Raw genomic sequence first — 12,652 nt, 5'->3', positions numbered from 1 at the left:
CGTTCGGGAATTTCTTCGAATGTTTCGGAATGCCCTCCTCCCCAGCAACTCCGGAATATGTCGAAGGAGCGCACGATGGGCGACCCCGCACTGTCCCGCCGCGGCTTTCTGGCTGCCTCCGTCGCCGCCGGTCTCGGTGTGACCGCACTCAGCGGCTGCGGCGGAGACTCGGACGGAGGGTCGTCCTCGGGGACGACCACGATCGAGTGGTGGAACATCTCGACCACCGAACCCACCAAGACCGTATGGGCCGGTCTCGCCAAGAAGTTCGAGGCCCAGAACCCCAAGGTCAAGCTCAAGATCGTCCAGCTGGAGAACGACGCGTACAAGTCGAAGATGACCGCGCTGATCGCCTCCGGGAAGCTGCCGGACATCTTCCACACCTGGGGCGGCGGCGTACTCAGGCAGCAGGTGGACGCCGGACTGGTCGAGGACCTCACCGACCGCACCAAGCCCTGGGCCGACGGACTGATGTCGGTGGCCAAGCAGCCGTATCTCCTCGACGAGAAGCTGTACGGCGTCCCGTTCGACATCGGCATGGTGGGCTTCTGGTATAACAAGGCGCTCTTCAAGAAGGCCGGGATCAGCGCGCCGCCGACCACCTGGAGCGCCTTCCTGGACGCCGTCGGGAAGCTGAAGTCCGCCGGGATCACCCCGCTCGCGCTGGCCGGCAAGGAAAGCTGGACCGGCATGTACTACTGGGCGTACCTCGCGATGCGCACCGCGGGAGTCGACGCCCTCCAGAAGGCCAACGACAGGAAGGACTTCGGCGACGCCGGCTTCGTCCGGGCCGGGCAGCACCTGAAGGACCTCGTGGACCTCCAGCCGTTCCAGAAGGGCTTCCTCGGCGCCGCATACTCCTCCCCGACCGGGCAGGCCGCGACCGTGGGCAACGGCAAGGCGGCCATGGAGCTCATGGGCCAGTGGGCGCCGGTCGTGGAGGCGGACGCGGGCAAGGGCCTCGGCGCGAACCTCGGCTTCTTCCCGTTCCCCGAGGTCGAGGGTGGCGCCGGGAGGATCACCGAGGTGTTCGGCGGAGGGGGCGGCCACGCTCTGCGCAAGGGCGCCCCGCAGGCGGCCGTGGACTTCCTGAAGTTCTTCGCCTCCGAGACCACCGACCGGGCACTGGTGAAGAAGACGGGCGTCCTGCCGGTCGTACCGGCGGCCGAGAGCGCCCTCACCGATGCCAACGTCAAGGCCGTACAAGCCCAGTTGAAGGGTGCCACCGGCTTCCAGCTCTACCTCGACCAGGCCTACGCCCCCGCTCTCGGCCAGCAGGTCAACGACAGCGTGGCCGGGCTGATCGCGGGGTCCAAGTCCCCGCAGCAGGTCGCCGAGTCGATCACCAAGACCGCGAAGGAAGGGCAGTAGGCCCGCGATGACCTCCACCTTCCTTCCGGACGAACGGGGCAAGCGGAGCGGACCCGATGCCGTCCTGCCGACTCCGGCGGCCGGCCCGCTCCGGCAGCGCTCGCGCCGGCGCACGCTGCACTGGCTCACCGCCATGGGCCTCCAGCTGCCGGCGCTGATCCTGTTCGGCGTCCTGGTCCTACTGCCGATCCTGTTCGCGCTGTACGCGTCCTTCTTCCGCTGGGGCGGCTTCGGGATGCCGTCCGACTACACCGGCACCGACAACTTCAGCCGCCTGCTGCGGGACCCCGTCTTCCTCGGCGACCTGTGGCGCTGTCTCCTGCTGGTCGTGCTCTCGCTGGCGCTGCAACTGCCGTTCGCGCTCGCCATGGCCGTCCTGCTCAACCGGAAGGTCCGCGGCCGGGCCGTGTACCGGATGCTCTTCTTCGCGCCGTACGTGCTCTCCGAGGCCGTCACCGGCGTGCTGTTCAGCATGATCTTCGCCCCGGACGACGGCCTCGCCGACCACGTGCTCGGCGCGATCGGGCTCGACGGGCTCGGCGGCGAGTGGTTCGCCGGCACCTCCACCGTGATGGCCACGCTCTTCCTGGTCATGACGTGGAAGTACTTCGGCTTCCACATGATGCTCTACCTGGCCGGCCTCCAGTCCGTCCCGGCCGAGTTGACCGAGGCGGCGATCGTCGACGGCGCGAACCCCTGGCAGCGCTTCCGGCACGTCACCCTGCCGCTGCTCGCGCCCACGCTGCGGATCAGCGTCTTCCTGTCCGTGATCGGGTCGATCCAGCTGTTCGACCTGGTGTGGGTGGTCACCGCGGGCGGCCCCGACCACCACTCCGAGACGATGGCCGTGACGCTGTTCCAGTACGGCTTCAAGCGCTACCAGGTTGGCTACGCCAGCGCGATCAGCGTGGTCATGTTCGCCATCAGCCTCGTCTTCGCGCTCGCCTACCAGCGGTTCGTCCTGCGCCGCGACCTCGAAGGCGCCACCACCACCATGAGGGGAGCCGGAGCATGAGTGTCCGCCGCAGGGGCCGTACGGTCCCGGTGCACATCGTCCTGGTGGTGGTCGGCGCAGTCATGGCCGTGCCGCTGCTGTACGCGGTGCTGTCCGGCTTCAAGTCCACCGACCAGCTCTCCCGCAACCCGGTCGGGCTGCCCAGGCCCTGGGTGCTCTCCAACTACGGCGACATCCTCGGCTCGGGCTCCTTCTGGCGGCTGGTCGGCAACAGCACGCTGATCGCGGTCGGTACGACGGTGATCGTCGTCGCGGTCTCCGCGCTCGCCGCGTTCTCGTTCGCGCGCTTCGCCTTCCGCGGCCGGGAAGTGCTGTTCACCCTGTTCACGATGGGGTTGATGTTCCCGTTCGCGGTGGCGGCGCTGCCGTTGTTCCTGCTGCTGCGCTCGATGGGCCTGCTGGACAACCCCCTGGGCGTGATCCTGCCGCAGGCGGCGTTCGGGTTGCCGATGACGATCATCATCCTGCGCGGCTTCTTCCGGCACATCCCGGGGGAGCTGGAGGAGGCCGCCACCCTTGACGGCTGCGGACCGCTGGGGTTCTTCTGGCGGGTGCTGCTGCCGATGGCCCGGCCCGCGCTCGGCACGGTCTCCGTCCTCGCCGTCGTCACCAGCTGGAACAACTTCTTCCTGCCGCTGCTGGTGTTCACCGACAACACCTGGTGGACCATCCCGATCGGTGTGCAGCAGTTCCAGGGCCAGTACTCCGCCGACACCGCACGGGTCTTCGCCTACCTCGTCCTCGCCATGGTCCCCGCCCTCGCCTTCTACTCCGTCGCCGAGCGCCAGCTCGTCGGCGGCCTCACCGCCGGGGCCACCAAGGGTTGAACACACCGCTGAGAGGCAGGAGTCGCACCATGCGCGGCAAGAGCGCACGTTTCGACTCGCCGGGGCGCTTCTTTCCTCGACACGCTGTCCGCGTACCAGTGGGCGCGCGACGCGGGAGGTCAGCTGCCACGGAACGGTGCCGTAGAGGTCGACCGATACCTCGCCGGACCGGGCGAGCGGGCCCAGTCGACCCCGCGTGGCAAGATCGACAAGATCGACGCGTACTTCGCGTTCCTCCGTCGAGTCGCCGATCGACCCGACCAACCGGCCACGGCACCGCGGGGCTTCGGGCTGCGCATCCCGCCCTCCCGGACGGCGATCAAGGTCTTCTTCGGCCGGTGGCGCGAGGACCTGCCGAACGCGCGGAAGTACGCGGTCGCCTCCCGGGACTACGTGATGACGAAGGTCGCCTACCTCTCCGGCGTCCGGGCAGCGGAGCGATGCGGGCCTTCGCGGGGCTGCTGACGCCCCAAACCGTGTCACCGCCTCCCTTCACCGCGAACAACCGTCATCGGGTCGTGCAACTGAGATGCACCGTGACCCCCCTCGTGGCTCGGAGCGAGGGAACCAAGGGCGCGATGGCGAACAGGCCGAGGAGCGTGGTGGACAGCTGTCCGACGGGACGCGGCAGCCACGCCGGATTCTCCTGCGGCTGCGGCCGGTTGACGATCCGAGTTCGCGATGACGTCCGGCGTCGTCATACCGCCGGCCACCGGACACCCGCGGACCGAACGAGTCCCACCAGCACTGCGACCATCGGGTCGAGGACCGCCAGGCAGACGAGTACGGAGACCTCCACCCCCGTTGTGCGAAGCGGCATTTCGTGCCCTCTTCCGCAGGCCCATACGGTCGGATTCATGGACTGGAACTTTCCGACAGCCGAACAACTCGCGGCTGCCTTGCGTGCCGGTGAAGTGACCTCGGCGGACCTGACAGACGAGGCGATCGCCCGTATTGAACAGGACGACGATGCGATCAACGCGATCTGTGTGCCGGACTTCGACCGTGCACGGGCCGCCGCGCGCGATGCCGACCAGGCGCGCGCCCGTGGTGAGGACCGGCCGCTGCTGGGCATTCCGGTGACGGTCAAAGAGTCCTACGACATCGCCGGGCTGCCGACGACCTGGGGCACACCGCTGCACCGGGACTACATGCCGGCCGAGGACGCGGTGCAGGTGTCGCGGCTCAAGGCCGCGGGCGCGGTGGTGCTGGGGAAGACCAACGTGCCCTTGGGGCTGCAAGACGTACAGAGCTTCAACGAGATCTACGGCACCACCAACAACCCGTGGGACCACCGTCGTACCCCGGGCGGATCCTCCGGCGGCTCGGCGGCGGCGCTGGCGTCCGGATTCGGCGCGCTGTCCATCGGCTCCGACCTCGCCGGTTCGTTGCGCACCCCCGCGCATTTCTGCGGCATTTACGCGCACAAGCCGACACTCGGGCTGGCGGCGAGCCGCGGCATGGTCCCGCCGCCCGGGCCGGCCCTGCCGGTCGAGCACGACCTCGCCGTCGTCGGTCCGATGGCGCGCACCGCTCGCGACCTCACACTCCTGCTCGACGTCATGGCCGGGCCGGACCCGCTGACGGCCGGTGTGGCGTACCACCTGACGCTGCCGCCCGCGCGCCACGAACGGCTCCGCGACTTCCGGGTCCTGGTCCTCGACGAGCATCCGCTCATTCCGACCGGGTCCGCCGTGCGGGCGGGCGTGAACCGGGTGGCCGACGCGCTTGTCGACGGCGGTGCCCGCGTCGAATGGCACAGTCCGCTGCTGCCCGATCTGACCGAAGCCGCGATGCTCTACAGGCAGTTGCTGTTTTCGGGCTCCGTCGCGCGCTTTCCTGTCGAAGCGTACGAGCAGCTGCAGGCCCGCGCCGCCGCACTGAGCGCGGACGACCGGAGTCTCGATGCGGCGCTGCTGCGCGGCATGGTGTTCAGCCACCGCGACTGGATCGAGGCGAACAGCCGTCGCGAGCTCCACCGCCACGGCTGGCGGCAGCTCTTCGCCGAGTTCGACGCGGTGGTGTGTCCCATCACGCCCACTCCCGCGTTCCCGCACGACCACAACCCCGATCCGAGGGAACGCCGGATCGACATCGACGGCGCCGAGTACCCGTACTTCGACCAGCTGGTCTGGGCCGGTCTGGCCACCATGCCCGGCCTGCCCGCCACCGCCGTACCGGCGGGCCGGTCGCCCGAGGGTCTGCCGGTGGGGGTGCAGCTCATCGGTCCGATGTTCGAGGACCGCACCCCGTTGCGGCTGGCCGAACTGCTGGAGCAGAAGATCGGCGGCTTCCAGGCACCGAAGTAGGGCGTACCACCTGGGTGTCCGCCGAGGGCGAGGTGCGGATCACGACGAGATCCTCCGAATGCGCGCAGTCGCTCCCGGGAGCGCGACCGGGCATCTGGCGGCCGGCTCCCGGGCGGCCCGGCGACTGGTTGGACGAGGGGAACCTTCGGTGAGGTGGAATCCGCGGAGGGGGGCCGCCGATGACCCGGACAAGAGGTGTGCCACGCTGAGCTGCACGGTCGCCGACCTTCTCCAGGCCGAGCCGCTCGCGGCGGCCCAGGGCGCCGGAATCCGGACAGCACGCGGTCGGCGCCGAGGAACAGCCGGGGGAGGGCCCGGTGCGGCCGGTGCCGCGCACCCGTCGTGGTGCCGGCCACGCACGCTCCCGCCGAGCTGAGGGGCCGGCCGGTGACGGCGGGTCGTGGTCAGGGGCTGGCGGAGCTGCCCAGTGTGCCTGGGGTGGCTGCTGGTGGCAGTGGTACCGGGTGCCCGACGGGTGCCGGCCCTGGGCAAGGAAGCGCCCCTTGAGCGCGGGATGTGCCCGCGGTGTCGGCACGAGGCACACCTCGGGGGACGAGGCGCGGCCGCGACCGGTCCGGCTCATGGTCGGTGGTACGTACGGCGACCGGTCGGCGTCGGCCAGGCCGCTGCGCCGGGCCGACTGCCCGACTGGCTCACCTCGAAGCAGTGGACCGCGAGCGAGTTTACGGGCCGTGTTGCAGGCGTGCGCCGGTCAAGGACCGGGACAACCTGCGCCGCTTCTCGGGCCTCGGCCTGGACACCGCCCTCACCGAGGGCGACGCCTGCCCGGCCGTGCGCCGCTGTGTGGGCGTGAGTGACCCGCTGGGACCGCAGCGACGCATACTCCTGAATTCCGGCCTTCTTCCCGGGCGAGGGCGCGGTGCAGCCGTGGGACGAACAGCTCCGGCCCAAGCCGGCGCGCAGGCGCAGGGTCCGGGCGCGGGAGGCACTGCGTCAGTGACCGGCCACCGACCGTGACCGCCCCCGGACACGCGTCGGGGCCGGTGCGCACCGGGTGGGTGCGGCCGGCCCCTCGGGATCGGTCGTGCTCTGCTCAGGCGGCGGTCATCACCTGCTCCGCACCCAGCGGGCGGTGCGGAGCGATGATCCGGCCGTCGGGCAGCAGCTCACCGGTGTCCTCGAAGAGCAGGACGCCGTTGCACAGCAGACTCCATCCCTGCTCCGGGTGGTGCGCCACGAGACGGGCGGACTCCCGGTCGGCGGACTCGGCTGGCGGACACGGCGGCTGGTGCTGGCACATGGGTGGGATCTCTCGCTCTGTCGTGGTCATGGCCGTCCCCCGTGGTGATAAGTCGGTCGGAACCCAGTGTTGCCCTCTGGGCGTCATTCCGCAGGGATTTCGCAGCTCCGCTTCTCACAGGTTCATGACGCGTCACCCGGGCGGACGGTTCAGTCCAAGTGCACTGTCCCTTTGGGTGGTTCGCCGTGGCCTGATCGGGCTAGTCCTCGCAGGCCAGGTCCCTGACATGGTCGTACCCCGCCTCCCTTGCGGGTAAGCGGGGTACGCGGGCGTGCGTTGGGCGGGCGTCAGGCGGGCGAGCCCAGCACGGGCGGCCCGAGCAGGGGCAGGGGCGTCGCTCGAGAGGTCAGCACCGGAAGCAATTCGCCGACCCGGAAGGGGCGGTGCGCCGGTATGCCGGGCGGGGCAGGCGCCAGTGGCACGAGCAGATCGGTGTCGGCCGGGTGTCCCTCGGCCCCGTCGGCGGCGAGGTCGTCGTGCAGCCACAGGGTGAGCATGTACAGACCCGGCACCGACAGCAGTCGTGCCTGGTACGGCTGTTGCAGTGCCTCTGCCTGGTGCAGGGCGCGCTCGGTCGAGGCGACGTAGGGGCCCTCGAAGAAGTGGGAGAAGGCCCAGCCGTCGGGGGTGAGCATGGTGTCGGCCGCGGCCACCGCACGGTCGCCGCAGCGGATCAGAAAGCGCCAGCCGGCCAGCCGGGTCGCGGACAGGCCGGGTGCGGTGATGCGGTCCAGCACATGGACGGGCAGTGGAAGTTCGGGTGTGGCCGGGCCCTGCGCGGCGCGCAGGGAAGGGGTGCGGGCCTCACGGACGGCGGTGGGGGAACCGAGGGCGGTGAGGACGGAGCGCAGGGCAGGCGCGGGGGCAGGGGGCAACTGCAGCGGCATGTGGGTCGCCTCTCTCGTACGACAGGCGCGGCGGCGCGAGGAGGGGTGGGGCGGACGGCGCTGTCTGCTCACGCAAGGCCGTAAGGGTGTGGGCCCGGGTCGGTGAACATGGGTACGGCTCGGCCTGCCGCCCGTCACCGGGACGGCCTGAACACGGCAGGAACCAGGACCGAGGGCGTCAACCTTCTGCCTTGTGGGCGAAGTTTATACGACGCGTGTTCGGCCGATGTTTCGTCTATCCCCATTCGGGAAGTCGCGCAAGTCGGTAATACGCCATCGATTTGCGGGAGTCCTCCCGATTTCCTGACCGCTCCTCCTGCGCTGACCTCGTACTACGCGCCAGTAGCGGTCGGCCGAATGTCGTCGGCGTTTTTCACGAGGCGTTCGGGGCACCCGAAGGTGCGCAGTGCGGCATGCCCCGTGAATGTGCCGCGGGGAACATTCGACAGAGTAGCGGGCGCCGGGGCAGCGGGGGACGTTATCGATCGCTTCCGTTGGGCATCATCCCCACTGATCCGGGAGCCAGGCGGCGGGACCGTCGGCCCGCCCATCCGAGGAGGGACACTTCGATGGGGGAGAAGGTCGTGGCGGGGCAGTTCGACCTGTCCGATCGCCAGCGCTACCGCGAAAAGCTCCAGAAGTGCCTCACGGGACTGGAGCGGCTGCTGCGTGAGAAGCGATTCGACCGTCCCAAGAACCTCATGGGCGTCGAGATCGAATTGAATCTCGCGGGGCTCGACGGTATGCCGAAAATGTTGAACGGCCAGGTACTGGAGCGCATCGCGAGCCGTGACTTCCAAACAGAACTCGCCATGTTCAACCTGGAAGTCAACATCGCCCCACACCGACTGGGCGGCCGAGTATTCGACCGGCTCGCCGAGGAACTGCGCACCTCCCTCGCGTACGCCGACCGCAAGGCCGGCGAGCTGGACGCGGGCATCGTCATGATCGGCATCCTGCCCACGCTCGACCGCGACGACCTGGTCTCCTCCAACCTCTCCGAGGTCGACCGCTACACCCTGCTCAACGATCAGATCGTGGCCGCGCGCGGCGAGGACTTCCGGCTCGACATCGAGGGCGTGGAGCACCTCGTCTGCACCTCCAAGTCGATCGTCCCCGAGGCCGCGTGCACCTCCGTTCAGCTGCACCTGCAGGTCACCCCGGCCCGCTTCGCGGACGTGTGGAACGCGGCGCAGGTGGCGACCGCCGCGCAGATCGCCGTCGGCGCCAACTCACCGTTCCTGTTCGGTCACGAACTGTGGCGCGAGTCCCGGCCACCGCTGTTCCTGCAGTCCACCGACACCCGCCCGCCCGAACTGCAGGTTCAGGGCGTACGGCCGCGCACGTGGTTCGGCGAGCGATGGATCACCTCCGCCCATGACCTCTTCGAGGAGAACCTGCGCTACTTCCCGGCCCTGCTGCCGATCTGCGACGACGAGGAGCCGCTGGAGGTCATCGCGGCGGGCGGCACGCCCAGGCTCGCCGAGCTGGTGCTGCACAACGGCACGATCTACCGCTGGAACCGGCCGGTGTACGGCATCGCGGACGGCGTCCCGCACCTCAGGGTGGAGAACCGGGTGCTGCCGGCCGGTCCGACCATCACCGACGTGATCGCCAACGCGGCCTTCTACTACGGCCTGGTCCGTGCCCTGGCCGAGGAGTCCCGCCCGGTGTGGACCCGGCTGCCCTTCGCGGCGGCCGAGACCAACTTCGACGCCGCGTGCCGGTACGGCATCGACGCGCGGCTCGTGTGGCCACGCAGGGGACGCTACGGCGGCACGGGCGAGGTCGACGCCGTCACCCTGGTCCGCGACGAGCTGCTGCCGCTGGCGTCGGCCGGGCTGGACGCGTGGGGCGTGGAGCCGGCCGACCGCGACCTGTACCTGGGCGTCATCGAGGAGCGCTGCCGGCGCCGGGTGAACGGGGCGGCCTGGCAGGCGGCCACCTTCCACCGGGCCCTGGAGCAGGGCCTCACCCGCGAAGCGGCCCTGGCCGCGACGACCCGCCGCTATGCCGAGCTGATGCATGTGGGGGAGCCGGTGCACACATGGCCGGTGGGGTTGCCGGAGGCGGTTCCTCTCGGCTGAGGCCTGACTACGGGCGGGCCGAGCCCGTGCGGGCCGCCGCGCTGCGTCGTCGGGGTGGACCGGGGCGTGGGCGGCCGGGATGAGCCGTCGCGGTGGCTGGGCGTCGAGTGTCCGTGGGCTGGGCCGGGGTGTGGGGCGCCGGGGTGCGGGCCGGGCATGGGCGGCTGGGGTGCGTCGTTGGGGTGGTTGGGCGTCGGGTGGGGCTGTTGGTGTGTTCGTCGAGGTGCGGTTGCTGGGGTGCGTCGTCGGGGTGGACCGGGGCGTGGGCGGCCGGGGTGCGTCGTTGGGTCTGGGACCGGTGGGGCCCTGGTCGCTGGGCGCTGTGTGTGGTGCTGGTGTGGCTGAGCGCCGTGCGGGCCGTCGGGGGTGCCGGAGTGGCTCGCGGCGGCGAGGTGTTCATGGGGTGGCGAGGGAGCCGGGTGGTGCGTAGGGCGCCCTGTACGCCGTCCTGACATCTCCTTCTGCGATCCTTGCGGGCAGAGGTGGGCCAGGGGCCCATGAGCCGGCTGGAGGCGGGAGTGCGGGTGGAGGCTGACTCGGTGGCCGATTCCGGGATGCGCGAGCGCGACCCGCGGCGGATCCTGCGGGACGAGACACTGCTCGTCCTGGGCCTCTCCCTGGGAGCGAGCGGGGTCTCCGCGCTGATCAGCTTCATCGGCTCGGTGACCAAGCCGGGCGGGCTGAAGGACCAGGCAGCCACCCTCAACGCCTCGGCCGCCCCCGGCCGGCCCTGGCTCGACCTGGCCTGGCAGCTGTTCGGCATCGCCACCGCACTGGTCCCCGTCGCCCTGGTCGCCCACCTGCTCATGCGCGAGGGCGGCAGCCTGCGGACGCTGGGCTTCGACCGCACCCGTCCCTGGCCCGACCTGGTCCGCGGCGCCGGCATCGCGGCCGTGATCGGCAGCACCGGCATCGCCTTCTACCTGGCCGCCCGCGGCCTCGGCTTCAACCTCACGGTCGTACCCGAGGCCCTGCCGGGCGTGTGGTGGAAGTACCCGGTGCTGATCCTGTCCGCCCTGCAGAACGCGGTTCTCGAAGAGGTCATCGTCGTCGGCTATCTGCTGCGCAGACTGGGCCAGTTGGGCTGGACGCCGGGGACCGCCCTGGTGGCCAGCGCGGTCCTGCGCGGCTCGTACCACCTCTACCAGGGCGTCGGCGGCTTCGTCGGCAACATGGTCATGGGCGTGGTCTTCGTGTACCTGTACCGCCGCTGGGGCCGGGTCGGTCCGCTGGTCGTCGCGCATTCCCTGCTCGACATCGGCGCGTTCGTCGGCTACGCCCTCCTCGCGGGCAAGGTGGGCTGGCTGCCGACGGCCTGAGACCGGCGGACTACCCGCTCAGGCGCGCAGCTCGCCCTCGATGACCGTGACCGCGCGGCCGGTGAGCAGGGTGCGCTCGCCACGCAAGCCGGTGCGGACCAGCCCGGTACGGCGGGAGGCCTGCAGGCCGGTGAGGTCCTCGCGGCCCAGGCGCGCCGACCAGTGCGGGGCGAGCGCGGTGTGCGCGCTGCCGGTGACGGGGTCCTCGTCGATACCGACGTTCGGGAAGAAGCAGCGGGAGACGAAGTCGTAGCCCCGGGACGGGTCGTCGGCGCGGGCGGTGGCGATGATGCCGCGCGCGGGGTAGGCGCCGAGGGACTTGAGGTCCGGGGAGAGACCGAGGACCGTCTTCTCGTCCGCCAGCTCCACCAGCAGGTCACCGACGTTCGTGCCGGTGTCGAAGACGGCGACCGGCTCCGCGCCCAGCGCAGCGGCGACCCCGGCCGGAACCTCCACCGGGGTGAGCGGGGCCGTCGGAAAGTCGAGGGTGATCGAGCCGTCCTCGGCGGGCGTGGCGATGAGCACGCCGCTGCGGGTGGCGAATCGCACCGGGCCCTCGTGGACGCCGGTGGTGTGCAGGACGTGGGCCGTGGCGAGCGTGGCGTGCCCGCACATGGCGACCTCGGCGACGGGCGTGAACCAGCGCAGCGCCCAGTCCGCCTCACCGCCCTCGGACAGCCGGTGCGCGAACGCCGTCTCGGCGTGGTTGACCTCCATGGCGACGTTCTGCAGCCAGTCGTCGTCCGGGAAGACGTCGTCCAGGAGGAGGACTCCGGCCGGGTTGCCGGCGAAGGGACGGTCGGTGAATGCGTCCACGATTCGAATGCGCATGGTGCCGACGCTAGTGGCTGCGACCGGCGCCGGCCCAAGGCCAATTCACGAGTCCTGGCACGTTTCCCGCAGGTTGGCCGAACGCATCCGCGTCCACGGGGCGAGCCGGACGACACCGAACGACAACTCCAGCACGAGGAACGGCCACAGGATCCCGGGACCGCCATGGGCCGGCGCATACGCCTGCCACAGGGAGAACAGGACGCGTGCGGTGCCGTCGAGCAGCCGGTGCAGGGGAGGGGTCGTACGAAGGGTCACCGGTGGGTACCGCGACTTCCCGCCGGAGACGGTGATCTGGCCGCGTCACGTCCGCACCGCTCAGGCGCTCGGCTTCACCCCGGCCGAGATCGCCCGGCACGGCGAGGACCTGAGGGAGCCCCGGACAGCGCCGAGGCCCTGTCCGCCCTGTTCGCGGACAAGATCCGCGTCATCGACGAGCGCATGGCCCAACTGGCCGCCGTGCGCGCGGACCTGACCTCCCGCGCCGGCACCGGATGCCCTCTGCGACCGGCCGACCGGGCATACCGCCCGCGTCGCATCTGTCCCGTCTCGATTGATCTGGTTCGGAGTCAGGGCTGTGACCTGTGGGGACCAGATCACTTGAGATGGTGAGCTCCCTCGAATCTCAAGTGATCTGGTCCGCCGCCCGCAGATGGTGTCCGTCGTCTCGATCGTTGTGGTCCGCCGGCGGCGTTTCGAAGTGACTGCAAGACTGCATGTCGAGCCAGGTCTGGCTACCCGCCCG

General features: G+C 70.5%; 10 protein-coding genes and 4 pseudogenes. 10 read left to right on the top strand and 4 right to left on the bottom strand.

Annotated elements, in window-relative coordinates:
- Positions 1 to 75: 75 nt before the first annotated feature.
- The 7 genes and pseudogenes from AB0L59_RS40600 to AB0L59_RS40570 form a co-directional block, all read left to right on the top strand.
- Positions 76 to 1,371, top strand: a complete 1,296-nt coding sequence (locus tag AB0L59_RS40600) for an extracellular solute-binding protein (protein WP_365592771.1) — start codon at positions 76 to 78, stop codon at positions 1,369 to 1,371.
- Positions 1,372 to 1,378: 7 nt separating this feature from the next.
- Positions 1,379 to 2,386, top strand: coding sequence for a sugar ABC transporter permease (locus AB0L59_RS40595; protein ID WP_365592768.1), 1,008 nt, complete (start codon positions 1,379 to 1,381; stop codon positions 2,384 to 2,386).
- Positions 2,383 to 3,213 carry a carbohydrate ABC transporter permease gene (locus AB0L59_RS40590; RefSeq protein WP_365592765.1) on the top strand — a complete coding sequence of 277 codons (831 nt, stop codon included), beginning with the start codon at positions 2,383 to 2,385 and terminating at the stop codon, positions 3,211 to 3,213. Before AB0L59_RS40595 ends, AB0L59_RS40590 begins: the two co-directional genes overlap by 4 nt.
- A 69-nt stretch (positions 3,214 to 3,282) precedes the next feature.
- Positions 3,283 to 3,660 (top strand): annotated as a pseudogene (locus AB0L59_RS40585) (site-specific integrase); the annotation flags it as partial.
- A 410-nt stretch (positions 3,661 to 4,070) separates the two neighbouring features.
- Positions 4,071 to 5,522, top strand: coding sequence for an amidase (locus AB0L59_RS40580; RefSeq protein ID WP_365592844.1), 1,452 nt, complete (start codon positions 4,071 to 4,073; stop codon positions 5,520 to 5,522).
- Between the two features lie 38 nt (positions 5,523 to 5,560).
- Positions 5,561 to 5,898: pseudogene (locus tag AB0L59_RS40575) on the top strand (XRE family transcriptional regulator).
- A 347-nt stretch (positions 5,899 to 6,245) separates the two neighbouring features.
- Positions 6,246 to 6,483, top strand: a pseudogene (locus AB0L59_RS40570) (1,4-beta-xylanase); the annotation flags it as partial.
- Positions 6,484 to 6,576: 93 nt separating this feature from the next.
- On the opposite strand, the gene AB0L59_RS40565 reads toward AB0L59_RS40570, so the two are convergent.
- Both AB0L59_RS40565 and AB0L59_RS40560 read right to left on the bottom strand, forming a co-directional pair.
- Positions 6,577 to 6,783 carry a DUF5999 family protein gene (locus AB0L59_RS40565; protein ID WP_030603474.1) on the bottom strand — a complete coding sequence of 69 codons (207 nt, stop codon included), beginning with the start codon at positions 6,781 to 6,783 and terminating at the stop codon, positions 6,577 to 6,579.
- A gap of 287 nt (positions 6,784 to 7,070) precedes the next feature.
- Positions 7,071 to 7,670 (bottom strand): hypothetical protein, encoded by a 600-nt coding sequence (locus AB0L59_RS40560; protein ID WP_365592762.1) that lies wholly within the window; start codon positions 7,668 to 7,670, stop codon positions 7,071 to 7,073.
- Between the two features lie 569 nt (positions 7,671 to 8,239).
- Between AB0L59_RS40560 and AB0L59_RS40555 the strand changes: the two genes are divergently transcribed.
- Positions 8,240 to 9,757 carry a glutamate--cysteine ligase gene (locus tag AB0L59_RS40555; protein ID WP_365592760.1) on the top strand — a complete coding sequence of 506 codons (1,518 nt, stop codon included), beginning with the start codon at positions 8,240 to 8,242 and terminating at the stop codon, positions 9,755 to 9,757.
- Between the two features lie 554 nt (positions 9,758 to 10,311).
- Positions 10,312 to 11,076 carry a type II CAAX endopeptidase family protein gene (locus AB0L59_RS40550; protein ID WP_365592841.1) on the top strand — a complete coding sequence of 255 codons (765 nt, stop codon included), beginning with the start codon at positions 10,312 to 10,314 and terminating at the stop codon, positions 11,074 to 11,076.
- A gap of 18 nt (positions 11,077 to 11,094) precedes the next feature.
- On the opposite strand, the gene AB0L59_RS40545 is transcribed toward AB0L59_RS40550, so the two are convergent.
- Positions 11,095 to 11,907, bottom strand: a complete 813-nt coding sequence (locus AB0L59_RS40545) for a PhzF family phenazine biosynthesis protein (protein ID WP_365592757.1) — start codon at positions 11,905 to 11,907, stop codon at positions 11,095 to 11,097.
- Positions 11,908 to 11,952: 45 nt separating this feature from the next.
- Positions 11,953 to 12,165 (bottom strand): hypothetical protein, encoded by a 213-nt coding sequence (locus AB0L59_RS40540; protein WP_365592849.1) that lies wholly within the window; start codon positions 12,163 to 12,165, stop codon positions 11,953 to 11,955.
- On the opposite strand from AB0L59_RS40540, the pseudogene AB0L59_RS40535 reads away from it, so the two are divergent.
- Positions 12,155 to 12,519 (top strand): annotated as a pseudogene (locus AB0L59_RS40535) (MerR family DNA-binding protein); the annotation flags it as partial. The gene AB0L59_RS40540 and the pseudogene AB0L59_RS40535 sit on opposite strands and share 11 nt — an antisense overlap.
- Positions 12,520 to 12,652 lie beyond the last annotated feature (133 nt).

This window comes from Streptomyces sp. NPDC052109 (assembly GCF_040680195.1).
Lineage (GTDB): Bacteria > Actinomycetota > Actinomycetes > Streptomycetales > Streptomycetaceae > Streptomyces.
The sequence above is the reverse complement of the archived record's forward strand: the minus strand, read 5'-3'. Positions and strand labels throughout refer to the sequence as shown.

Excerpts from the sequence above, each read along its gene's own strand:
- AB0L59_RS40600 (WP_365592771.1), top strand. The coding sequence starts at position 76 with ATGGGCGACCCCGCACTGTCCCGCCGCGGCTTTCTGGCTGCCTCCGTC.
- AB0L59_RS40565 (WP_030603474.1), bottom strand. The coding sequence starts at position 6,783 with ATGTGCCAGCACCAGCCGCCGTGTCCGCCAGCCGAGTCCGCCGACCGG.
- AB0L59_RS40545 (WP_365592757.1), bottom strand. The coding sequence starts at position 11,907 with ATGCGCATTCGAATCGTGGACGCATTCACCGACCGTCCCTTCGCCGGC.
- AB0L59_RS40555 (WP_365592760.1), top strand. The coding sequence starts at position 8,240 with ATGGGGGAGAAGGTCGTGGCGGGGCAGTTCGACCTGTCCGATCGCCAG.
- AB0L59_RS40590 (WP_365592765.1), top strand. The coding sequence starts at position 2,383 with ATGAGTGTCCGCCGCAGGGGCCGTACGGTCCCGGTGCACATCGTCCTG.
- AB0L59_RS40595 (WP_365592768.1), top strand. The coding sequence starts at position 1,379 with ATGACCTCCACCTTCCTTCCGGACGAACGGGGCAAGCGGAGCGGACCC.
- AB0L59_RS40560 (WP_365592762.1), bottom strand. The coding sequence starts at position 7,670 with ATGCCGCTGCAGTTGCCCCCTGCCCCCGCGCCTGCCCTGCGCTCCGTC.
- AB0L59_RS40550 (WP_365592841.1), top strand. The coding sequence starts at position 10,312 with ATGCGCGAGCGCGACCCGCGGCGGATCCTGCGGGACGAGACACTGCTC.
- AB0L59_RS40580 (WP_365592844.1), top strand. The coding sequence starts at position 4,071 with ATGGACTGGAACTTTCCGACAGCCGAACAACTCGCGGCTGCCTTGCGT.